The sequence below is a fragment of the Streptomyces sp. NPDC058632 genome, from assembly GCF_042717095.1.
Classification (GTDB): Bacteria; Actinomycetota; Actinomycetes; order Streptomycetales; family Streptomycetaceae; genus Streptomyces.
The window spans coordinates 124,572-146,162 of sequence record NZ_JBHXQZ010000002.1 but is presented as its reverse complement, the minus strand read 5'-3'; the positions used below and the strand labels follow the sequence as shown (position 1 = coordinate 146,162).

Sequence of the window (21,591 nt, the reverse complement as noted above, 5' to 3'; positions counted from 1 at the left end):
AACGAGACCAGAGGATCAGAATCGGTATGCTGCTGGCGACTGCAGTTGGTCACCAACTGGTTGGGTTCCTCGGAGAACCGGCGACAGTTGATTACGCGATCACACCAGTATCACACCCGAATTACCTGGGTGATTTGAGGTGAGTGGTGTATCGGGGGGCGACATGCGTTAGCGTGGCGGGGCTGTCGGCGAGCCCCGTGCTGGTTCGTGCTGGTTTTAGAGGCGCACTAGGGGTAAACGTGCAGGTCAGAGTGATTGCATGAAATTGCTGCACACTTCCGACTGGCACCTCGGCCGGCCGTTCCACCGGGTCGGCATGCTCGGTGCCCAGGCCGAGTTCATCGGCCACCTGGTGGCGACCGTGCGCGAGCACGCCGTCGACGCGGTGGTCGTGTCGGGAGACGTGTACGACCGGGCCGTGCCGCCGCTCGCCGCGGTGGAGCTGTTCGACGACGCCCTGCACCGCCTCGCCGGCCTGGGCGTGCCGACGGTGATGATCTCCGGCAACCACGACTCGGCCCGCCGCCTCGGCGTCGGCGCCGGACTCATCGGGCGCGCGGGCATCCACCTGCGGACCGCCCCCTCGGCGAGCGGTACCCCCGTGATGCTGTCCGACACCCATGGGGACGTCGCCTTCTACGGACTGCCCTATCTGGAACCGGCACTGGTCAAGGAGGAGTTCGGGCTGGAGAAGGCGGGCCACGAGACGGTGCTCGCCGCCGCCATGGACCGGGTCCGCGCCGACCTCGCCGCCCGCCCGCCCGGCACCCGCTCGGTCGTCCTCGCGCACGCCTTCGTCACCGGTGGCGCACCGAGCGACAGCGAGCGGGACATCACCGTCGGCGGGGTCGCCGCCGTACCCGCCGGGGTGTTCGACGGCGTCGACTACGTGGCGCTCGGACATCTGCACGGCTGCCAGACCCTCACCGAGCGCGTGCGCTACTCCGGCTCCCCGCTCCCGTACTCCTTCTCCGAGGCGGACCACCGCAAGAGCATGTGGCTCGTCGACCTGGCCGCCGACGGCGGCGTCACCGCCGAGCGGATCGACTGCCCGGTACCGCGCGCCCTCGTCCGGATCCGCGGCACCCTGGAGGAACTGCTCGCCGACCCCGGGCTCGCAGCACACCGCGAGGCGTGGGTCGAGGCCACCCTCACCGACCCGGTCCGCCCGGCCGACCCGATGGCCCGGCTCGGCGAACGCTTCCCGCACACCCTCAGCCTCGTCTTCGAACCCGAACGCGCGCCCGACGAGGCGGCGGTGTCCTACGCCCGCCGCCTCGCCGGCCGCGACGACCGGCAGATCGCGGAGGACTTCGTCGCCCATGTGCGCGGCACCGGCCCCGACGAGCGGGAGCGGGCCGTCCTGCGGGACGCCGTCGACGCCGTCCGCGCCGACCAGGCCGTACGGGAGGTGGCGCGGTGAGGCTGCACCGGCTCGACATCACCGCCTTCGGGCCCTTCGGCGGCTCGCTCACCGTCGATTTCGACGAGCTGTCCACCGCGGGCCTCTTCCTGCTGCACGGCCCCACCGGCGCCGGCAAGACCTCGATACTCGACGCCGTCTGCTACGCGCTGTACGGCTCCGTGCCCGGGGCCCGGCAGAGCGGGCAGGGCCTGACGCTGCGCAGCGACCACGCCGCCCCCGTCACCCGCACCGAGGTCACCCTCGACCTCACCGTCGTCGGACGCCGGCTCGAGATCACCCGGCAACCGCCCTGGCAGCGCCCGAAGAAGCGCGGCACCGGCACCACCCTCGACAAGGCGCAGACCTGGCTGCGCGAGTACGACCCGGCGGCCCGGTCCTGGAAGGACCTCAGCCGCTCCCACCAGGAGATCGGCGAGGAGGTCACCCAGCTCCTCGGCATGAGCCGGGAGCAGTTCTGCCAGGTCGTCCTTCTGCCCCAGGGCGACTTCGCACGGTTCCTGCGCGCCGACGCCGAGGCCCGCGGCAAGCTTCTGGGCCGGCTCTTCGACACCCGCCGCTTCGCCGAGGTGGAGAAGCACCTCGCCGAGCGCCGCCGCGCCACCGAGTCCCAGGTGCGGGACGGCGACGCGGACCTGCTCGCCGAAGCGCACCGGATGCAGCAGGCAGCGGGTGAGGCCATGCCCCTCGGCGACCTCGCGCCGGGCGAACCGGGACTGGCCGAGAGCGTGCTGACCGCGGCCGCCGTCGCCCGCAGCACCGCCCGCGAACAGCTCGCCGTCGCCCGCTGCCGCCTCACCGCGGCCGAATCCGCCCAGGCCGCCGCCGACCGGTCACTGGACGACGTACGCGAACGGGACCGGCTGCAACGGCGGTTCGCCGAGGCGCGGGAGAGCGCGGCGCGGCTGGCGGAGGGAGACGGCGCCCGGCAGGAGGCGCAGACCCGCCTGGACCGCTCCCGCAAGGCCGAGGCGGTCGCCCCCGCGCTGGAACTGCGGGAGTCAGCCGACGCCGAACACCGCGACGCGGCCGCCGTCGAGGCGCGTACACGTGCCCTGCTTCCCGCGGCCCACCAGGAGGCGGGCGCGGCCGGGCTCGCCGCCGCCGCACGCCGGGCCGCCGAGGAACTGGGCGGCCTCGAGTCGGCCCGCCGCGCCGAGCGACGGCTCGCCGGACTCCTCGACGAGCGGGCCGGCCTGGACCGCCAGGAGCGCGCCGACGACGGCGTGCTGGACGAGTCGGACGCCTGGCTCACCGGCTGGGACGAGACACGCACCGGGCTCCAGGCCCGCATCGAGTCCGCGCAGGAGGCCGCGACCAGGGCAGGTGAACTCGCGGTGCAGCGCGACCCCGCGCACAAGCGGCTCAACGCCGCACGGCTGCGGGACCAGCTGGCCGGGGACACCGACCGTGCCGCCGAGCAGGCCCGAAGAGCCCAGGAGCAGGCACTCGCGGCCAAGCAGCACTGGCTCGGCCTCAAGGAACAGCGACTGGCCGGCATCGCCGCCGAACTCGCCGCGGGACTCACCGACGGCGCGCCCTGCGCGGTCTGCGGGGCCACCGAACACCCCGCCCCCGCCCGCAAGGACGCCGGCCATGTCGACCGCGAGGCGGAGGAGCACGCCCTCGCCGCCCACCAGAGAGCGGAGGAACGCCGCGCCGACGACGAACGGCGCCTCGGCGTCGTGCGCGAGGCGCTGGCCGCCGCCGGAGCGGAGGCGGGGGACACACCGACCGGCCGACTCGTCCACGAGGTGGAGGAGCTGGAGGCGCGGTACGCGCGGGCGCGGGACGCGGCCTCCGTACTGCACTCCGCGCAGGAACAGCTGCGGCAGGCGGAGCACGAGCACGAGCGGCGGGTCACCGCACAGCGTGAGGCGGCGGTCCGGACGGCCGCGCGGGCAGGTGTCCGCGCGCGCCTGGACCAGGAACAGGCGGAGCTGGAGGAGGAGTTGACCACGGCGCGGGGCTCCGCGGACAGTGTGGCTGTGCGCGCCGCCCAACTGGAGCGCACCGCGGCGCGGTTCACCGACGCCGCTGATGCCGCCCGGTTCGCCGACGGCGCCGCGCAGCGGCTCAAGCACGCCGATGCCAGGCTCGCGGACGCCGCCTTCCGGGCCGGGTTCGACACCCCGCGGGCGGCGGCCGAGGCACTCCTCGACCCCGCCGACCACCACGCGCTGCAGCACCGCCTGGAGGCCCGGCAGCAGGAGGAGGCCGCCGTCCGCGCGGTGCTCGCCGAGCCCGACACCGCGGCCGCCGCCCAGCAGCCCCCCGCCGACCTCGCCGCCGCACAGCGCACTGCCGAGGACGCGGACCGCAGGGTACGCGAGGCGGCCTCCGCCCGCGACGACGCCGCCCGTCGCTGCGCCGAACTCGACCGGCTCTCCGCGCGGGCCACCGCCTCGGCGCGCCGGCTGGCACCGCTGCGCGAGGAGTACGACCGGGTGGCCCGCATGGCGGGCCTCACCGCGGGCACCTCCGCCGACAACGAGCGCAGGATGCGGCTGGAGTCCTACGTCCTGGCCGCCCGCCTGGAACAGGTCGCCGCCGCGGCGACCGCCCGGCTGCACCGCATGTCGTCCGGCCGCTACACCCTGGTGCACTCCGACGACCGCACCGGCCGTGGCCGCAGCGGCCTCGGCCTGCACGTCGTGGACGCGTGGACCGGCCGGGAGCGGGACACCGCGACCCTTTCGGGCGGCGAGACCTTCTTCGCCTCGCTCGCCCTCGCGCTCGGTCTCGCCGACGTCGTCACCGACGAGGCCGGCGGGGTACGGCTGGACACCCTCTTCATCGACGAGGGCTTCGGCAGCCTCGACGACCAGACCCTCGACGAGGTGCTGGACGTCCTGGACTCCCTGCGGGAACGCGACCGCAGCGTGGGCATCGTCAGCCACGTCCCCGACCTGCGGCGGCGCATCCACGCCCAACTCGAGGTGGTGAAGGGCCGCTCGGGTTCGACGGTACGGATGCACGGCGTGGGCTGAGCCGGGCGCAGCCGGGCCGAGTGGGGGCAGTCGGGGCGGCAGCGGAGACGTGAGCGACGGTCGGGCGCGGGCAGCCGGGCCGGCCGCCGTCACGGTGAACACCGTCAACCCCGGCCCGGTGGACACCGGCTACCTCACCGGCGAGACCTACGACGCCGTCGCCGCACGCTTCCCCGGCGGACGGTGGGGGATGCCGACGGCCCCGCCCGCCTCATCGCGTGGCCGGCCACGGACGAGGCGATGGGGGTCTCCCCTGGTCGAACGGAGTTGAGAGCTCGGGGAAGGGGCACCGGTCAGGCCATCGACTCCGAGGGCGGCTTCCGGCACCGACGCCCAGGGAGCCCGTCCCGGCGCCGGCCGCCGGAGGCCCGGCTCACAGCGCCGACAGCTCGTCCACCAGGTCGTCCAGGCCCAGCGACCCCTGGGACAGCGCCGCCATGTGCCACGCCTTGGGGTCGAAGGCGTCGCCGTGCCGCTTACGGGCGTTCTCCCGGCCCAGCAGCCAGGCCCGCTCGCCGAGCTTGTAGCCGATGGCCTGGCCGGGGATCGTCAGATAGCGGGTCAGCTCGCTCTCCACGAAGTCCGCGGGACGGCTGCTGTGCGCCCCGAAGAACTCCTCGGCCAGTTCCGGCGTCCAGCGCTCGCCCGGGTGGAACGGCGAGTCCGCCGGAATCTCCAGCTCCAGGTGCATGCCGATGTCGACGACGACCCGGGCGGCCCGCATCATCTGCGCGTCCAGGTAACCGAGCCGCTCCTCCGCGTCCGCGAGGAACCCGAGCTCGTCCATCAGCCGCTCCGCGTACAGCGCCCAGCCCTCCGCGTTGGCGCTGACCATGCCGACGGAGGCCTGGTAACGGGACAGGTCCTCGGCGACGTGTGCCCACTGCGCCAGTTGGAGGTGATGGCCGGGCACGCCCTCGTGGTACCAGGTCGACACCAGGTCGTAGACGGGGAAGCGGGTCAGCCCCATGGTCGGCAGCCAGGTACGGCCCGGCCGGGAGAAGTCCTCCGAGGGCGGCGTGTAGTACGGTGCCGCCGCGCTGCCCGGCGGGGCGATCCGCGACTCCACCTTCCGTACCCGCTCGGCGAGTTCGAAGTGGGTGCCGTCGAGCGAGCCGATCGCCTTGTCCATCAGGCCCTGCAGCCACTCACGGACCTCGTCGACACCCTCGATGTGCCGGCCGTGCTCGTCGAGGTGCGCCAGCGCCACCCACGGCGTCCCGGCACCCGGCAGGATCTTCCCGGCCTCCTTCTTCATCTCGCCGAGCAGCCGGTGGTACTCGGCCCAGCCGTAGGCGTACGCCTCGTCCAGGTCGAGGTCGGTGCCGTTGTAGTAGCGGGACCAGCGGGCGTAGCGCTCCCGGCCCACGGTGTTCGGTGCGCCCTCGACGGCCGGCGCGTACACGTCGCGCATCCAGTCCCGCAGCTCCACCACGGCCGCGGTGGCCGCCCCGGCCGCCCCGTCCAGCTCCGCGCGCAGGGCGTCCGGACCGTCCGCGGCGAAGTCCTCGAACCAGCCGCGGCCCCCGCCGGTGTCCGCCCACTCGGTGAGCTGCCCGACGAACGCGGCGGTCGGCCGCGGAGCCGCGTACAGCCTGCGCTCCAGGCCGAGCTGGAGGGACTCCCGGTAGCCCGCCAGCGCGGCCGGCACGGCGCGCAGCCGCTCGGCGACCGCGGCCCAGTCCTCCTCGGTCCGCGTCGGCGTCACGGTGAACACCTCACGCACCGAGTGGGCGACCGTGCCCAGGTTGCCGACCGAACGCAACCCCTCGTCGGCCTCGTGCACGGCGATCTCCGCGGTGAGCCGTTCCCGCAGCAGCCGGGCGCAGCGGCGCTCGATGTCGCTGTCCGCACCGGGCCTGGTCTCGGCCTCGGCGAGCCGGGCGAGCGTGGCCCGCCGGAGGTCCGCGAGCGCCGCCTGGCCCGCGGGGGAGAGGTCGGGCAGGCGGCTGGAACTCTCCTGCACGCCGAGGTACGTACCGGTGACCGGGTCGAGGGCGATGAGGTCGTCGACGTAGGCGTCGGCGACCTCGCGGGGCAGCGGGCTGTTGGTCTCAGACATGGTGACCATCCTGGTACGCGGCCCGCCGGACGTCACCCGGTTTGAGCCGAGGGCGAAGACGGCAGCAGCGGACCGCAGTCCCACTGCTGGAAGATCAGCCGCGTCTCCACGCGTGCCACCTCCCGCCGCGACGTGAACTCGTCCAGCACCAGCCGCTGCAGATCCGCCATGTCCGCGACCGCCACATGGATCAGATAGTCGTCCGGTCCGGTCAGATGAAAGACGGTCAGTGACTCCGGCAGCGCCCGGATTCGCTCCACGAACGGCCCCACCAGCTCCCGCCGGTGCGGCCTGACCTGCACCGACAGCAGCGCCTGGAGCCCTCGCCCCAGCTTGGCCGGGTCCAGCTTCAGCCGGTGCCCGAGGATCACGCCCGAGCGCCGCAGCCGGGTCACCCGGTCCAGACAGGTCGACGGCGCGACCCCCACCTGCGCGGCGAGGTCCCGGTACGTCGTCCGGGCATCGTTCTGCAACAGACGCAGCAGATGAAGGTCCACCGGATCCAGTACGACGGATTCGGTCATCGGCCGAACATAACACGGAGATCGGTTCCCACCGTCCGTCCGGTGTTCACCCTTCGGGGCATGGACGTACGCATGGGCACGCGCAGCACCACGAGAGCACTCGCCACCGAGGCCGTGCACGCCGGCCGGGACGACCTCGCGCGGCAGGGGCTGCACGCCCCGCCGATCGACCTGTCCACCACCTACCCCGCCCACGACAGCCGCGGTGAGGCCGCCCGGATCGACGCCTTCGCCGCCACCGGCGCGGAACCGGACGGCCCGCCCGTCTACGGGCGGCTCGGCAACCCGACCGTCGCCCGCTTCGAGACCGCCCTCGCCCGTCTGGAGGGCACCGAGGCCGCCGTCGCGTTCGCCAGCGGCATGGCCGCGCTCAGCGCCGTCCTGCTGGTGCGCGGCTCCATGGGCCTGCGCCACGTCGTCGCCGTACGTCCCCTGTACGGATGCAGCGACCACCTGCTGACCGCCGGGCTGCTCGGCTCCGAGGTGACCTGGACCGACCCGGCAGGGGTCGCCGACGCGCTGCGCCCCGACACCGGTCTGGTGCTGGTGGAGTCACCGGCCAACCCGACCCTGACCGAGGTCGATCTGCGGGCACTGGCCCGGGACTGCGGCTCCGTGCCACTGCTCGTCGACAACACCTTCGCCACTCCCGTCCTCCAGCGTCCGGCCGAGGACGGGGCGCGGCTGGTGCTGCACAGCGCCACCAAGTACCTCGGCGGGCACGGAGACGTCCTGGCCGGTGTGGTGGCCTGCGACGAGGAGTTCGCGGGGCGGCTGCGGCAGATACGGTTCGCCACCGGTGGGGTGCTGCATCCGCTGGCCGGCTACCTGCTGCTGCGGGGCCTGTCGACGCTGCCGGTACGGGTCCGGGCCGCCTCCGCCAACGCCGCCGAACTCGCCCGCCGGCTCGCCGCGGACCCCCGCGTGGCCCGCGTGCACTACCCGCGCATCGGCGGTGCGATGGTCTCCTTCGAGGTGCACGGGGACCCGCACGCGGTGATCGGGGGCGTACGGCTGATCACCCCGGCGGTGAGCCTCGGCAGCGTGGACTCCCTCATCCAGCACCCGGCGTCCATCAGTCACCGCATCGTCGACGCCGACGACCGCAGGGCCGCGGGAGTCGGCGACCGGCTGCTGCGGCTGTCCGTCGGCCTGGAGGACGTCGACGACCTGTGGGCCGACCTGGACGGGGCGCTGGGCCGACCGGACGGGGCGCTCGGCTGAGGCATCGCGCACGCACGGGGTACGGCGACGGGGCGGACCGGCGGATTCCGCCGGTCCGTGTCCGGTCCGCGTGTTCCCCGGTGCGGTGGCCTACGACCGGCGGCCGACCCGGGAGCCGCCGTGCTCCTGCTCGCTGTGCTCCTCCTGCGCGCGGCGGGCCGGCCGCTGATCCAGGCGGGCGGTGATGACCAGGGTGCCTTCCTCGATCTGGTAGTCGAGGGGGAGCTCCAGACCGCGCATCGCGGCGACCATGCCGGTGTTGGACGCCTGCGTCACCGCGTAGACACGGGCGCAGCCCGCCTCGCCGGCCATCGCCACCAACCGGGCGAGCAGCTTGCCGCCGATGCCCCGGCGCTGCCAGGCGTCCTCGATGAGCAGGGCCACCTCGGTCTCGTCGCCGTCCCACAGCAGATGACCGAGGCCGACGATCTGCCCCGAGGCGGTCCGTACCGCGAGCGTGCGGCCGAAGCGCGGGCTGAGCAGGTGGTTCAGGTAGCGGTCCACGTCGCCGACCGGCCCGTGGTAGCGCAGGCGCAGCGTCTCGGGCGAGCACCGCTCGTGCATCGCCCGTGCCGCCTCCAGGTCACCGGTGTCCGCCCGGCGCACGGTGATGTCGCTGCCCTCGGGCAGCGTGAGAACGTCCTGACCGCGCGGGACCCGGGGGCCGAGCCGGGCGTCCAGTTCCACCAGCGCCCTGGCCCGCGCGAACTCGGTGGGCGTGAACGGCAGATACGGCCGTTCCACGGTGATCACACCGCCCTCGGGGGCACGCAGCCGCATCACGGTGTCCTCCAGGACCCCCTCGACCGGCACGCCCTCCAGCGCCTGCCGATCGGCACCCGGCGCGGCGGGCAGCGAACGGATCGTGCACCGTCCCAGCAACTGTCGCAGCGCCAGCGGGAGTTCCGCGGCGTCCAGTGCCGTACGCGCGGCGAGGCCCAGCATCCGGGTCGGGGCGTCCACCAGGTCGTGGGCGTCGGCCCGCTCGATCCAGGTGTCGGTGCCCCCGGCGCCCGCCACCGCCGCCGTGAGGCCGGTGCCGGACAGGTCGGCGGGGGCCCGCAGCAGGAACTCGTCGACCGTGGCCCGGCCCAGCGGGTGCGTCTGCAGGCTCAGGATGTCGACACTCTCCCCGGCCAGCGCCGTGCACAGCGCGGCCAGCGCGCCCGGTTCGTCCCGCACCGTCGTGCGCATCCGCCACAGCGAGCTCTGGGCCGTGCGCCCGTCCCGCTGCTCGGCGGCCGGGGGCCGGCCGCCACCGGTATCGGATGCGGGGGGCGCGTGACCGTGGCGGCGTGCCCACCAACTGTGGAACGCCGCCGTGAACCATGAGGTCGGTTCGCCTCTCGTCCGCCCCTGCGCGGGACGGCCGTGCGGGTCTCGCGCCACATCTGACATGTCTCGGCTCATGCGACCACTGTGAAGGAAATGTGTTTCGTGATCACTAACGCGTCATGGCTGGCGAGTAAAGAGTTCTTATGGTATCTATGATCCTTTTGTCGGTTCGCTGGCCGGCTGGTTGTCCGTCGACCGGCTACTGGCCGACCAGGCCCGGCTGCAACCGCTTCGTGTACAGCACGGTGCCGTCCTGTTCCCGCATCCGTACGGTCAGTTCTCCGCTGCCGCCGTCGATGTCGACCTCGCCGAAGAACTGGTAACCGCCGGCGGGCGAGACGTTCGCCGCGGTCGGCGCCTTCACGAACACCCGCTCCGGGCCGAAGGTGCCGTCGAGCGCGCTCGCCGGGAAGGCGCCCGCGTTCAACGGCCCGGAGACGAACTCCCAGAACGGCTCGAAATCGCCGAACGCGGCCCGCGCGGGCTGGTAGTGCTGGGCCGAGGTGTGGTGTACGTCGGCCGTCAGCCACACCGTGCCGGTGATCCGCCGGTGCTTGACGAACCGCAGCAGCTCGGCGATCTGCAGCTCGCGCCCCAGCGGTGCCCCCGGGTCGCCCTGGGCCACCGCCTCGACGTGCTGGGCGCCCTCGCTCGTGTCGGACACGATCAGGCCGATCGGCATGTCCGCGGCGATCACCTTCCACACCGCCCGCGACCGCGCCAGCTCCCGCTTGAGCCACTCCAGCTGCTCGCGCCCGAGGATCCCCTGCGGGTCCACGGTCTGGTCACCGGGGGAGTTGGCGTTGCGGTACGTCCGCATGTCCAGCACGAACACGTCCAGCAGCGGCCCCTGCCGCAGCACCCGGTGGACCCGGCCCTCCCGCGCCCCCGGCCGCAGCGTCGACATCGGGAAGTACTCGCCGAAGGCACGCCGTGCCCGCGCCGCCAGTACGTCGACGCTCTTCTCCGTGTACCGGCTGTCCGTGTCCGTGATCCGCTGGCCCGGGTACCAGTTGTTGCGCACCTCGTGGTCGTCCCACTGCACGATGGACGGAACCTGGGCGTTGAACCGGCGGAAGTGCTCGTCCAGCAGGTTGTAACGGAAGTTGCCGCGGAACTCGGCCAGGGTCTCGGCGACCTTGGACTTCTCCTCCGTGGTGATGTTCCGCCAGACACCGCCGTCCGGCAGGGCGGCGGTCGCCGGGATCGGCCCGTCGGCGTAGATGGTGTCGCCGCTGAACAGGAAGAAGTCGGGGTCGGTCCGGGCCATCGCCTCGAAGATCCGGTAGCCGCCGAACTCGGGGTTGATGCCCCAGCCCTGCCCCGCCAGGTCGCCCGACCACACGAACCGCACGCCCTCGCGCCGCCGCCCGGACACCGTCCGGAACGTACCGGTGACCGGCTCGCCGGAACGGTGCGGGTCGTCCGGGTCGGCGAGCCGCACCCGGTAGTGGATCTGCTCACCCGCCGGCAGCCCGTGCAGCCGGGTCGTCCCGGTGAAGTCCGTGCCGGGACCGAGCAGCGGGCCGTGCCAGCGGCGCGGGCGGCGGAACGACTCGGTCGCCGACGTCTCGACGATCATCCGTGCCGGGCGGTCGGAGCGCACCCACACCAGCCCGGAGTCGCGCGTCACGTCGCCCGTCTGCACACCCCACTTCGCCTCGGGGCGCCCGGACCGGGCGAAGGCGGGCGCCGACCCGACGGCGGCGGGCAGGGTCAGGGCCGCCGAGGCCGCGAGCGAGCCGCGCAGGACGGCGCGACGGCCGGGGAACGAACGGGGTGACATGAATGCGCCTCCAGAGGCGGGAGATCCGGCCGGTGTGCGCTGCCACAAGTACTCGGGCGGCACGGCCCGCACGCAAACCCCACGTGAACAACTCGCCGCGGGGCCGAGGGGACCGACGCGCCGCCGGCGCCGCGCACCGCCCCCGTTCAGCGGCTGCCGTCGAGGATGACGCGGGCGACCAGGGCCGGGTCGTCGTTCATCGGGACATGACCGCAGCCGGGCAGCCGGATCAGCCGTGCCGCGGGAATCGTCTGTTTGGCGCGGACCCCCTGACGCGGGACGAGCAGCCGGTCGCGGGCGCCCCAGGCGACGGTGACCGGGATGCCGGGCACGTCGTCGGCGAACCGTACGGCGGCGCCCGCCCGGAGCGTCTCGGTGAAGCCGGTGGCCCCGGCGAGCGCGCGTGTCTCGGCGACCACCGCCTCGGGGGAGCGGCGGCCCGGACGGGCGTAGATGGTGCTGGTCAGTGCCGCGCGCCCGGCCGCCGAGCGAGCGAGCCGCTCGACCAGGGGCAGCGGCATGCGCTCCGCGATCCGCCGCATTCCGATCAGCACGCCGAAGGCGTACCGTTGCTCCGTCCGGGTCCAGAACCCGGCCGGGGACAGCGCGGTGACGGACCGCACGCGCTTCTCACGGCCGAGCTCCAGGGCCAGCAGACCGCCGAGCGAGTTGCCCGCCACGTGGGGCCGGTCGAGCTCCAGCTTCTCGCACAGGGCGACGAGGGCGGCGTTCATGGTGGGCAGGTCGTGGGTGAGGCCGCCCGGCAGCGCCGGGGAGGCGCCGAAGCCGGGCAGGTCCACGGCGATCACCTCACGCTCGGTGGCGAGGATGTCCACGACCGGGTCCCAGGCCTGGCGGTGATGACCGATGCCGTGCAGCAGGAGCAGCGGTTCGCCGCGGCCCACGCGCGCGTAGGACAGGGTCACGGTCTGCGGGCCGTGCGCAGAGGTGACCTCGAAGGAGACGGTCGCGGACATGAAGGTGCTCCTCGTCTGGGACTCGCGGTGGGACGCCGCCTGACGCCGTGGACAGCTTGTCAGCAATTGCTACCGGCAGGTAGCCCCCGGGTGCCCGCTTCCGGGCTCCGGCTCCGCGAAGTGCCCGGATCCGCCTGGACACCGCCGCGCGGGTCGGCTGGGATGCAGGGGTGAGCACCGACAGCACCGACACCGTGACCAAGGCCTTCGAAGAGCACCGCCCCGTCCTCCTGGGGGTCGCCTACCGCATGCTCGGACGGGTGGCCGACGCCGAGGACGTCGTCCAGGAGGCGTGGCTGCGCTGGGCGGGCGGCGACCGGTCCGAGGTGCGCGAGCCGCGCGCCTACCTGGTGCGCGTCACCACCCGCCTCGCCCTTGACCGGCTGCGCCAGATCAAGGCACGGGGCGAGACGTACGTCGGCCCGTGGCTGCCCGAGCCGTACGTCACCGACTTCGGCGACACCGCTCCCGACACCGCCGAGCGGGCGGTGCTCGCCGACTCGGTCTCCCTCGCCGTGCTCGTCGTCATGGAATCGCTGTCCCCGCCGGAGCGCGCGGTGTTCGTCCTGCGGGAGGCCTTCGGCTACCCCTACTCCGACATCGCCGCCCTGCTCGACCGCGGCGAACCGGCGGTGCGTCAACTCGCCGCGCGGGCCCGCAGACACGTCGAGGAGCGCCGCCCGCGCTACGACGTCGACCCCGCCCGGCGCCGCGATCTGACCGAACGGTTCCTGGCGGCGGCGGCCGGCGGCGATCTGGAAGGGCTCATGAAGCTGCTCGCTCCCGACGTACGGCTGATCGGCGACAGCGGAGGCAGGACGCGCGCCCCGCTGCGCGTCCTGGAGAGCGCCGGCAAGGTGGGCCGTTTCCTCGTCGGCGTCACCCGCAAGGGCTTCCTCGACCCCTCGGTCCGTCTCCTGGAACTCAACGGCGGCCCCGCGGCACTGGTCCTCACCGGCGGCAGGCCCGACGCCGTCTTCCAGCTGGACATCGTCGACGGGCGGGTCCAGACGGTCTACATCATCCGCAACCCCGACAAACTGCGCTCGCTGGCGGCTGCCGAGTAGGGACCGGCCACCCGCACACGGGCCCGCGTCGTCCGGCGTGGGCCCCGTCGTCATGTCCGATTGGTATTGACCAAGGGGGAGGGCCGCCATATGGTCGCAGAGAAGTGAAACAACCTTTAATAAACAAGGGCGCTAAAACGCCACCGGACCCGGCGATCGCGGAGGACAGGGTGGGGACCACGCAGTTGGAAACGGTGCCGGAACCGAAGTACTGGCATCTCAGGACCGTGCTCAGCGAGGCCCTCGACTCGGAGTTCTCGGTGGGCCAGATCCTGCCCAACGAGCGCGACCTGGCCGCCCGCTTCGGCGTCGCCCGTGCCACGCTCCGTCAGGCACTGGAGCAGCTGGAGCTGGAAGGCAGACTGCAGCGTCGCCGGGGCGTGGGCACCACCGTCGCCCCGCCGCGCATGGGGGTGTCCGTCGGCGCGGCGCAGCACGCCTGGCCGGGCGGGCCCGACGACGCCTGGCAAGCCGCGGACTGCACGCTCGAAGCGCCGCCCGCCACCGTCGCCGACACCCTGGTGACCGGCCGGGACGAGCCCGTGCACACCGTGCGGCGGTCCCGGGTCTCGCAGGGCCAGCCCGTCGCCGCCGAGCTCCTGTACGTCCCCGCTTCCTCGGTGCCCGACCTCTCCGCCATCGACGCCCCGTCGGGGGCGGCCCGCGCGCGCGCGGTGCTGCGCGAACTGCAGCACCTGGAACTGGAGCGGCACGAGAACGCGGTGGAGCTCGGCTCCGCCCGCGCGGACGACGCCAAGGAGCTGGACCGCCTGCCGGGCGCGCCCGTCCTCGTCGTCACCACCCGCTTCGTCGCACGGGGCCGCGTCGCCGCGCTCTCCGTGGCCACCTACCGCGCGGACACCTGCCGGCTGACCTTCGGCGACTTCGGAGGCGTGGAGATCCACCACGGCCCCGAGCGCCGCGCCTCCTGACCTTCGGTGTCCTCGGGCGCCGACCGCGGGCGAGCGGGACGTGCGCTGCCGGCGGGGTGGGCGCCGAGGGCAGGGGGCAGACCGGCGGCGGGGCGCGCCGGCCGCCGCCGGAGCACTCCGGCCCGACGGGGCCGGGCACGGCTGAGACGCGTGGTGCCCACGTGGGCGGTGCGCCGCCTACCGGCGGGCCGTCACCGTGCCCTCCACCGCGAAGAGTTGCTCCTCCACATGGTCCAGGGCGAGCCGCACCGCACCCGTCGCCACCGCCGCCTCCCCGAGGCGGGACAGGGCGACCTTCGGCGGACGCAGGCAGTAACGGGCCAGCTCGCGCCGCAACGGTTCCAGTACGCCGTCCAGTCCGGCCGCCCAGCCGCCGATCACGACGAGTTCCGGGTCCAGGGCCAGCACCAGCGCCGCCACGTCGTGGACCAGCCGCTGGATGAAGCGGTCCATGGCCGCGAGAGCCCGTTTGTCACCCTCGCGGGCCTGGGCGAAGACCTCGGCCACCGCTTGCTCGTCCAGCGGATGCAGCGGCTCGTCCGTGGTCGACAACAGCTTCTCGGGGGTCGCCTCCCGGCCCAGCAGATGCAGCGCGCCGATCTCACCGGCCGCCCCGCCGTACCCCCGGTGCAGTCGCCCCCCGATCAGTGAACCGGCGCCCGGGCTCAGTCCGGCCAGCACGAACACCACGTCGTCGGTCCCGGTGGCGGCGCCCTTCCAATGCTCGGCCACGACCGCCGCGTTGGCGTCGTTCTCGACCAGCACCGGACACTTGAAGGACCGGCTCAGCCGCTCGCCCAGATCCAGCCCCGTCCACCCGGGCAGCGCCGTGCCCAGCCGTACGGTGCCGTCCGCCTCGACGATCCCGGGCGTCCCCACACCCACGGCACGCAGCGAGTCGCGCGGTACGCCGGCCCGGCGCAGCAGCTCGGCGACGGCGGCGCGCAGCCGTTCCAGCCGCTCGTCGGCACCGGCGCTCTCCCCGACGTCCTTGGCCTGGGCACCGATCACCCGGCCGTCCAGGTCGGCCAGCAGCGCCGCCACCCGGTGCGGCCCGATCTCCAGGCCCAGCAGATGGCCGGCCTCCGCCCGAAACCGGAACCTCCGGGCCGGCCGCCCCTGACGCCGCGCCGCACCCTCCTCCGCCGCCTTCTCCACGACGAGGCCCGCCTCGATCAGCCCCTCGACAACGCCCTCGACGGTGGGCCGCGACAGCCCCGTCACCCTGGTGACCTCGGTCAGCGTCGCGCAGTCCGTGGCCCGCAGCGCGTGCAGCACCACCGCGGAGTTGATCCTCCGCAACAGCGAGGGATCCCCGCCGGTCAGCCGACTCACCGTCCGTCCTCCCAGCTCGTGCGCGTGTGGGGCGGATCGTACTCGGCGCGGCGGACCCCGGCGACCACCGGGCACGACCACCTCCGGCCCACGACCGGAGCCCGCCGCGGCCCGCCCGGCCGTTCACACGCGCCGTCCCGCACGATCCGTCCCACACCGGCCGGCTCCGACGCGCCCGCCTCACCCGGGCGCCACGAACCCCGACTCGTACGCCGTGATCACCGCCTGCGTGCGGTCACGCGCCCCGAGCTTCGCCAGCACGGCGCTCACATGCGACTTCACCGTCTCCACCCCCACCACCAGCCGGCCGGCGATCTCCGCGTTCGACAGGCCCCGCGCCATCAGCCGCAGCACCTCCGCCTCCCGCTCCGTCAGCCGCGCCCGCTCCAGCACGGCCCGCGCCGCGTGATTGCCACCGCTCTCACCGTACTGGGCGGCCAACTGCCGGACCGACGCCGGAAACAGCAGCGACTCGCCCTCGGCGACCAGTCGCACCGCGTGCACGATCTCGGCGGGCCGCGCACGCTTCAGCAGGAACCCGTCGGCGCCCGCGCGCAGTGCCTCGTACACGTACTCGTCCTGCTCGAAGGTCGTCACCACAATGATCTTCGGCGGGTCCTCGACCGTCCGCAGCACGGCGCGCGTGGCCTCGATGCCGTCCATCAGCGGCATGCGGACGTCCATGGCGACCACGTCCGGCCGCAGCTGCCGCACCAGCGGGATCACCGCCGCCCCGTCGGCCGCCTCCCCGACGACCTCGATGTCGGGCTGCGCCTCCAACACGGCCCGCAGGCCCGTGCGCACGAGGGGTTCGTCGTCGACGAGGAGAACGGTGACCGGCATCCGGCCAGCCTACGGCCTGGTACGGCACACCCCGCCTCAGCCCAGGGGCAGTTCGACCCGGACCAGCCAGTCGCCCTCGTCCGGACCGGTCCGCGCCCGGCCGCCCAGCAGCGCGGCGCGCTCGCGGATGCCGCGCAGGCCGCTGCCGCGCCCGGGACCCGGTACCTTCCCGGCGAGTGGATTGCGGATGTCCAGCAGCAGCGTGCCGTCGGCGACCCGCACCCCCACCCGCACCGGAACCGGCCCCGCGTGCCGCAGCACGTTGGTCAGCGACTCCTGCAGGATGCGGTACCCCTCGCGCGCGACCGGGCCCGGCACGGTCTCCAGGGGCCCGGCCACCTCCGCGTCGACCTTCACACCGGAGGAACGGGCGGACTCCAGCAGACGGTCGGCGTCCACCAGCGTCGGCCGGCTGCTCACGGGCCTCTCCGGCTCGCGCAGGATGCCGAGGACCCGGTCCAGGTCCTCCAGGGCGGTCCGGCCGGTCTCCTCGATGGCTTCCAGGGCCCGGTCGGTGAAGGCGGGATCGCCCGCGGCCCGCGCGGCACCGGCCTGCACCACGGCGACGGTCAGGGCATGGCCGATGGTGTCGTGCAGTTCGCGCGCGATACGGGTGCGCTCGAGGAGCTGCTCGGTACGGGTCTCCAGCGCGGCCAGGCGCTCGGCGGGGGAGGGGCCGAGGAGCCTCAGGGCGAGCACGGTGATGAGCCTGCCCGCCCCGACGACCAGCCCGGCGAGCAGGAGCACCGGCAGGGGAACCAGCAGCGCGTGCCACCAGTGCTGTCCGGGAACCTGGACGAACGTCGAGGGGTCCGGTGTGCCGCCCCGGGCCGTTGCCGCCAGATCCGTGGCGAGCATGGGGAGATGAACGGTGAGGAAGGAGACCACGCAGCCGATGGCCAGGCGGCACTGGAGCCACACGACGGTTCGTCCGCGGTCCGCCCAACCGGTGGCCGGAGTCGTGACGACCTCCCTGCGGCCCGCACCCTCCGCCTTCCCCGGATCTCCCGTGTGCCGGGCGTCGTCCGCGCCGTGGCGGCGGCCGAGGAGCAGCATGGAGGCCTGGATCCCCTCCGCCGTCCGCATCGCGGGGACCAGTCCGGCGAGCGCGAGGAGCACCACGGCGACGTACATGCGGGAGCTGTCGATGAGGTACCACATGGTGGGCCACACGGCGGCGATGAACAGATGCAGCCACCGCGTGTACGTCACCGCCCGGGTGAACGGGCGCAGCATGCGGGCCATGGGGACATCGTGGCACCGCCACCGGCGACGGACCTCCCCCGCAAGGGGGAGACGATCTCCCCGCCCGGGGGAGGCGCCGGGCCCCGGGCCGCGGCCACGCTGGTGCACATGACCAGCATCGACGTCCACGACCTGACCAAGGAGTACGGCACCCGGCGAGCCGTCGACCACCTCACCTTCCGGGTCCTGCCCGGCCGCGTCACCGGCTTCCTCGGCCCCAACGGCGCCGGGAAGTCCACCACCATGCGGCTGGTGCTCGGCCTCGACCGCCCGACGACCGGCACCGCCACCCTCGGCGGCCGTGCCTATGCCACGCTGCGCGAACCGCTGCGCCGCGTCGGCGCCCTGCTGGACGCGCAGGCCGCGCACGACTCCCGCACCGGCCGTGACCACCTGCGGGTCCTGGCCGCGAGCAACCGCATCCCGGACCGCCGGGTCGACGAGGTGCTGGAGGAGACCGGTCTGGCTTCGGCGGCCACGCGCAGGATACGGACGTACTCCCTGGGCATGCGCCAGCGGCTGGGCATCGCCGCCGCCCTGCTCGGCGATCCGGAGGTGGTGATGCTCGACGAGCCCTCCAACGGCCTCGACCCGGAAGGGATCGTGTGGGTCCGGCAGTTGCTGCGCCGGCTCGCGGAGGAGGGGCGCACCGTGCTGGTCTCCAGCCATCTGATGAACGAGACCGCGTCCTTCGCCGACCATCTCGTCGTTCTCGGCCGGGGCCGGCTGCTGGCGGACACCCCGATGCGCGCGTTCATCGAGGCGCGTGTGCGACCGGCCGTCCGTATCCGCACCTCGGACCCCGTCGCACTCAAGAGCGCGCTCGCCCCGCACGGTCACGAGGCGGTCGAGCAGCAGGACGGGCACTGGACCGTGCCGCACGCGCGCGTGGACGACATCGGGCGCCTCGCCTCCGCCGCGGGCGTACCGATCCTCGAACTCACCGCGGACGAGGGCACGCTGGAACAGGCCTACCTGGACCTCACAGCAGCCGAGACCGAGTTCGCCGCACCGCGCCAGGAGGCCTGACATGCAGCAGTTCGCACCCGTACTCCACGCCGAGTGGCTGAAGATCCGCACGCTCCGCTCGCTGCCGGGCGCGCTGGCGTTGCTGTTCGTGACGGGCACCGCGTTCTCCGCGCTCGGCGGTGCGTCGAGTACGTCGGAACCGGAGTTCGACCCGCTGTTCACGACCCAGTTCGGGGTCTACCTGGGGCAGATCGCCGCGATCTCCTTCGGTGCCATGGCGGTGTCGGCGGAGTTCCGCGGCGGCGCGCTGCGGCTGTCGCTGTCGGCGGTCCCGCAGCGCGGACCCTGGTTCGCGGCCAAGATGACCGCCATCGCCCTGCCGGCGCTCGCCGTCGGTCTGCTGACCGCCCTGGCCTCCCTCTTCGCCGCGAGAGCGACGATGGGTTCCGCGGCGGACGGGCTCACCGCGGGCGAGCAGACGCGTGCGGTCGTCGGCTGCGGCATCTACCTCATGCTGATGGCCCTGTTCGCGGCCGGACTGGCCACCCTGCTGCGCAGCGGCGTGGCGACGTTGTCCGTGCTGACCCCGTTCATCCTGATCGTGTCGTTCGTGATCGGGGACGCGGCCGGCACCGCCATCGACTTCATGCCCGACCGGGCCGGACAGGTGATCCTCCGGCAGACGTACGAGGGGCCGCTCGGACCCTGGTCGGGTCTTGCGGTGACCGCCCTGTGGACGGCCGCCGCACTGCTGGCGGGAGCATGGAGCCTGCGTCGCAGGGACGCCTGACCGGAAGCCGGCCGACGCCACCCCGGGTGGGCGGTCCGGTGCCTACCGCCGCGCGGCCTCCCGCAGCCGCGCGAACTCCTCGGCCAGGGCCGCCGGCGTCCAGTGCGCGTTCAGCCCGCTCGGGTTGGGCAGGACCCACACACGCGTGTCGCCGATCGTCCGCACCTGCGGCCCCACCTTCGCCCCGCGGTCGTCGAACGCGACCCGGTACGCGGTGACCCCCAGGACGGCCAGCCACCGCGGACGGAGCCGGGCCACCTTCAGGGCGAGCAGCCGCCCGCCCTCCCGGTACTCCTCGGCGCTCAGCTCGTCGGCCCGCGCGGTCGCCCGCGCCACGACATTGGTGATGCCGAGCCCGTACGACGGCAGCTCCTCCTGCTCGGACGGCACCAGCAGCCTCGGCGTGAAGCCGGAGCGGTGCAGCGCCGGCCAGAAGCGGTTGCCGGGACGGGCGAAGTGATGGCCCGTCGCGGCCGTCATCAGGCCCGGGTTGATGCCGCAGAACAGCACGCGCAGGCCGTCCGCGGCCACGTCCGGCACCAGCCGGTCGCGGGCGGCCTGCAACTCCTCCGGGGTGAAGCGCGTCAGAGGATCGCCCCGGGGGTGTAACCGGCGGCCTCCGGGTGCTGCTTGACGATCTCCTCGATACGGCCCACGACCGCGGCGACCTGGGTGCTCGCGGCACCCGTGAACGACAGCTTGTCCGCCATCAGCGCATCCAGCGCGTCCCGGTCGAGCGGGATCCGCTCGTCGGCCGCGAGCTTGCCGAGCAGGTCGTTGCGCTCGGCGCCCTGCTCACGCATCGCGAGGGCCGTGGCGACGGCGTTCTCCTTGATCGCCTCGTGCGCGACCTCACGGCCGACACCCGCGCGCACCGAGCCCATCAGCACCTTGGTGGTGGCCAGGAACGGCAGGTAGCGGTCCAGCTCCCGGGCGACGACCGCCGGGAACGCGCCGAACTCGTCGAGCACCGTCAGGAACGTCTCCAGCAGCCCGTCGAGTGCGAAGAACGCGTCGGGAAGCGCCACCCGGCGCACCACCGAGCAGGACACGTCGCCCTCGTTCCACTGGTCGCCCGCCAGCTCCCCGGTCATCGAGGCGTAGCCGCGCAGGATCACCATCAGGCCGTTGACGCGCTCGCAGGAACGGGTGTTCATCTTGTGCGGCATCGCGGACGAGCCGACCTGGCCCGGCTTGAAGCCCTCGGTGACCAGCTCGTGCCCGGCCATCAGCCGGACCGTCTTCGCCAGCGACGAGGGCGCCGCCGCCAGCTGCACCAGCGCGGTCACCACCTCGTAGTCCAGCGACCGAGGGTAGACCTGGCCGACCGAGGTGAACGCCTCGGCGAAGCCCAGGTGCCCGGCGATCCGCCGCTCCAGCTCCGCGAGCCGCTCCGCGTCGCCGCCCAGCAGGTCCAGCATGTCCTGCGCCGTACCGACCGGGCCCTTGATGCCCCGCAGCGGATAGCGGCCCAGCAGCTCCTCCAGCCGGCCGTACGCGACGAGCAGCTCGTCGGCGGCGGTGGCGAAGCGCTTGCCGAGAGTGGTGGCCTGGGCCGCCACATTGTGCGAGCGGCCGGCCATGACCAGCTCGCCGTACTCGCCGGCCAGCTTGCCGAGCCGGGCCAGCACCGCCACCGTACGGCCGCGCATCAGCTCCAGCGACAGCCGGACCTGCAACTGCTCCACGTTCTCGGTGAGGTCGCGGGAGGTCATCCCCTTGTGCACGTGCTCATGCCCGGCGAGGGCGTTGAACTCCTCGATCCGCGCCTTCACATCGTGCCGGGTGACCTTCTCGCGCTCCGCGACGGAGGCCAGGTCGACCTGGTCGAGGACCCGCTCGTAGTCGGCGATCGCCGCGTCCGGCACCTCGACGCCGAGGTCCTTCTGCGCCCGCAGCACGGCGAGCCAGAGCTGTCGCTCCAGCCTCACCTTCTGCTCGGGCGACCAGAGCGTGGCGAGCTCGGCGGAGGCGTAGCGTCCGGCGAGGACGTTCGGGATACGGGGCTTGGCGGGCGCAGCAGTCACGTGCACGGAGTTTACTGGTGATTCGTGCAGGTCGGCGCCACGGGGTGATTTGGGGGAAGCTA

17 protein-coding genes are annotated in these 21,591 nt (G+C 73.6%); 7 read left to right on the top strand and 10 right to left on the bottom strand.

The genetic code is table 11. The annotated features are described in order from the left end of the window. The first annotated feature begins 259 nt into the window (after window positions 1-259). Window positions 260-1,423 carry an exonuclease SbcCD subunit D gene (locus tag ACFWVE_RS01960; RefSeq protein ID WP_384007303.1) on the top strand — a complete coding sequence of 388 codons (1,164 nt, stop codon included), beginning with the start codon at window positions 260-262 and terminating at the stop codon, window positions 1,421-1,423. Beyond that, window positions 1,420-4,413 carry an AAA family ATPase gene (locus tag ACFWVE_RS01955; protein WP_384007301.1) on the top strand — a complete coding sequence of 998 codons (2,994 nt, stop codon included), beginning with the start codon at window positions 1,420-1,422 and terminating at the stop codon, window positions 4,411-4,413. The genes ACFWVE_RS01960 and ACFWVE_RS01955 overlap by 4 nt, the downstream gene beginning before the upstream one ends. A gap of 373 nt (window positions 4,414-4,786) precedes the next feature. Here ACFWVE_RS01955 and ACFWVE_RS01950 read toward each other — a convergent pair whose 3' ends face one another. Both ACFWVE_RS01950 and ACFWVE_RS01945 read right to left on the bottom strand, forming a co-directional pair. Beyond that, window positions 4,787-6,475 carry a DUF885 domain-containing protein gene (locus tag ACFWVE_RS01950; RefSeq protein ID WP_384007299.1) on the bottom strand — a complete coding sequence of 563 codons (1,689 nt, stop codon included), beginning with the start codon at window positions 6,473-6,475 and terminating at the stop codon, window positions 4,787-4,789. A gap of 32 nt (window positions 6,476-6,507) precedes the next feature. Then, complete coding sequence (locus ACFWVE_RS01945) at window positions 6,508-6,999, bottom strand: Lrp/AsnC family transcriptional regulator (protein ID WP_384007297.1); 492 nt, start codon at window positions 6,997-6,999, stop codon at window positions 6,508-6,510. A gap of 60 nt (window positions 7,000-7,059) precedes the next feature. On the opposite strand from ACFWVE_RS01945, the gene ACFWVE_RS01940 reads away from it, so the two are divergent. Next, entirely contained in the window at window positions 7,060-8,223 is a 1,164-nt protein-coding gene (locus ACFWVE_RS01940) for a trans-sulfuration enzyme family protein (RefSeq protein WP_384007295.1), read from the top strand. 90 nt (window positions 8,224-8,313) lie between these two features. Here ACFWVE_RS01940 and ACFWVE_RS01935 read toward each other — a convergent pair whose 3' ends face one another. From ACFWVE_RS01935 to ACFWVE_RS01925, 3 genes are all read right to left on the bottom strand, one after another. Continuing rightward, on the bottom strand, window positions 8,314-9,633 hold the full coding sequence (locus ACFWVE_RS01935; RefSeq protein ID WP_384007294.1) for a GNAT family N-acetyltransferase: 1,320 nt from the start codon (window positions 9,631-9,633) through the stop codon (window positions 8,314-8,316). Window positions 9,634-9,757: 124 nt separating this feature from the next. After that, entirely contained in the window at window positions 9,758-11,344 is a 1,587-nt protein-coding gene (locus tag ACFWVE_RS01930) for an alkaline phosphatase D family protein (protein WP_384007292.1), read from the bottom strand. A 146-nt stretch (window positions 11,345-11,490) separates the two neighbouring features. Beyond that, complete coding sequence (locus ACFWVE_RS01925) at window positions 11,491-12,321, bottom strand: alpha/beta fold hydrolase (protein ID WP_384007290.1); 831 nt, start codon at window positions 12,319-12,321, stop codon at window positions 11,491-11,493. Window positions 12,322-12,491: 170 nt separating this feature from the next. On the opposite strand from ACFWVE_RS01925, the gene ACFWVE_RS01920 reads away from it, so the two are divergent. Both ACFWVE_RS01920 and ACFWVE_RS01915 read left to right on the top strand, forming a co-directional pair. Further along, window positions 12,492-13,388, top strand: a complete 897-nt coding sequence (locus ACFWVE_RS01920; RefSeq protein ID WP_384007288.1) for an RNA polymerase sigma-70 factor — start codon at window positions 12,492-12,494, stop codon at window positions 13,386-13,388. Between the two features lie 170 nt (window positions 13,389-13,558). Then, window positions 13,559-14,320: a GntR family transcriptional regulator gene (locus tag ACFWVE_RS01915; RefSeq protein WP_384007286.1), complete on the top strand. Its 762-nt coding sequence runs from the start codon at window positions 13,559-13,561 to the stop codon at window positions 14,318-14,320. Between the two features lie 177 nt (window positions 14,321-14,497). Here the strand turns inward: ACFWVE_RS01915 and ACFWVE_RS01910 are convergent, their stop codons facing one another. The 3 genes from ACFWVE_RS01910 to ACFWVE_RS01900 all read right to left on the bottom strand — a co-directional run bounded on the left by ACFWVE_RS01910 (window position 14,498) and on the right by ACFWVE_RS01900 (window position 17,743). Continuing rightward, window positions 14,498-15,655 carry an ROK family transcriptional regulator gene (locus tag ACFWVE_RS01910; protein ID WP_384007284.1) on the bottom strand — a complete coding sequence of 386 codons (1,158 nt, stop codon included), beginning with the start codon at window positions 15,653-15,655 and terminating at the stop codon, window positions 14,498-14,500. 180 nt (window positions 15,656-15,835) lie between these two features. Further along, the gene (locus ACFWVE_RS01905) at window positions 15,836-16,498 is read right to left on the bottom strand and encodes a response regulator (protein ID WP_384007282.1); all 663 of its coding nucleotides are present in this window, start codon (window positions 16,496-16,498) and stop codon (window positions 15,836-15,838) included. Window positions 16,499-16,534: 36 nt separating this feature from the next. Further along, window positions 16,535-17,743: a sensor histidine kinase gene (locus ACFWVE_RS01900; protein WP_384007280.1), complete on the bottom strand. Its 1,209-nt coding sequence runs from the start codon at window positions 17,741-17,743 to the stop codon at window positions 16,535-16,537. A 108-nt stretch (window positions 17,744-17,851) separates the two neighbouring features. Here ACFWVE_RS01900 and ACFWVE_RS01895 point away from each other — a divergent pair, with 108 nt between their 5' ends. Together ACFWVE_RS01895 and ACFWVE_RS01890 are read left to right on the top strand one after the other, a co-directional pair. Beyond that, complete coding sequence (locus ACFWVE_RS01895; protein ID WP_384007278.1) at window positions 17,852-18,772, top strand: ABC transporter ATP-binding protein; 921 nt, start codon at window positions 17,852-17,854, stop codon at window positions 18,770-18,772. A 1-nt stretch (window position 18,773) separates the two neighbouring features. Then, window positions 18,774-19,502 carry an ABC transporter permease gene (locus ACFWVE_RS01890; RefSeq protein WP_384007276.1) on the top strand — a complete coding sequence of 243 codons (729 nt, stop codon included), beginning with the start codon at window positions 18,774-18,776 and terminating at the stop codon, window positions 19,500-19,502. Between the two features lie 42 nt (window positions 19,503-19,544). Here ACFWVE_RS01890 and mug read toward each other — a convergent pair whose 3' ends face one another. Both mug and purB read right to left on the bottom strand, forming a co-directional pair. Continuing rightward, window positions 19,545-20,042, bottom strand: coding sequence for a G/U mismatch-specific DNA glycosylase (gene mug, locus ACFWVE_RS01885; RefSeq protein ID WP_384007342.1), 498 nt, complete (start codon window positions 20,040-20,042; stop codon window positions 19,545-19,547). A gap of 44 nt (window positions 20,043-20,086) precedes the next feature. Beyond that, window positions 20,087-21,529 carry an adenylosuccinate lyase gene (gene purB / locus ACFWVE_RS01880; RefSeq protein WP_384007274.1) on the bottom strand — a complete coding sequence of 481 codons (1,443 nt, stop codon included), beginning with the start codon at window positions 21,527-21,529 and terminating at the stop codon, window positions 20,087-20,089. Between the last annotated feature and the right edge of the window lie 62 nt (window positions 21,530-21,591).

Bases quoted from the DNA above. Each gene is read 5' to 3' on its own strand.
- ACFWVE_RS01960 (WP_384007303.1), top strand. From the start codon at position 260: ATGAAATTGCTGCACACTTCCGACTGGCACCTCGGCCGGCCGTTCCAC.
- ACFWVE_RS01950 (WP_384007299.1), bottom strand. From the start codon at position 6,475: ATGTCTGAGACCAACAGCCCGCTGCCCCGCGAGGTCGCCGACGCCTAC.
- ACFWVE_RS01945 (WP_384007297.1), bottom strand. From the start codon at position 6,999: ATGACCGAATCCGTCGTACTGGATCCGGTGGACCTTCATCTGCTGCGT.
- ACFWVE_RS01940 (WP_384007295.1), top strand. From the start codon at position 7,060: ATGGACGTACGCATGGGCACGCGCAGCACCACGAGAGCACTCGCCACC.
- ACFWVE_RS01935 (WP_384007294.1), bottom strand. From the start codon at position 9,633: ATGAGCCGAGACATGTCAGATGTGGCGCGAGACCCGCACGGCCGTCCC.
- ACFWVE_RS01930 (WP_384007292.1), bottom strand. From the start codon at position 11,344: ATGTCACCCCGTTCGTTCCCCGGCCGTCGCGCCGTCCTGCGCGGCTCG.
- ACFWVE_RS01925 (WP_384007290.1), bottom strand. From the start codon at position 12,321: ATGTCCGCGACCGTCTCCTTCGAGGTCACCTCTGCGCACGGCCCGCAG.
- ACFWVE_RS01905 (WP_384007282.1), bottom strand. From the start codon at position 16,498: ATGCCGGTCACCGTTCTCCTCGTCGACGACGAACCCCTCGTGCGCACG.
- ACFWVE_RS01900 (WP_384007280.1), bottom strand. From the start codon at position 17,743: ATGGCCCGCATGCTGCGCCCGTTCACCCGGGCGGTGACGTACACGCGG.
- ACFWVE_RS01895 (WP_384007278.1), top strand. From the start codon at position 17,852: ATGACCAGCATCGACGTCCACGACCTGACCAAGGAGTACGGCACCCGG.
- ACFWVE_RS01890 (WP_384007276.1), top strand. From the start codon at position 18,774: ATGCAGCAGTTCGCACCCGTACTCCACGCCGAGTGGCTGAAGATCCGC.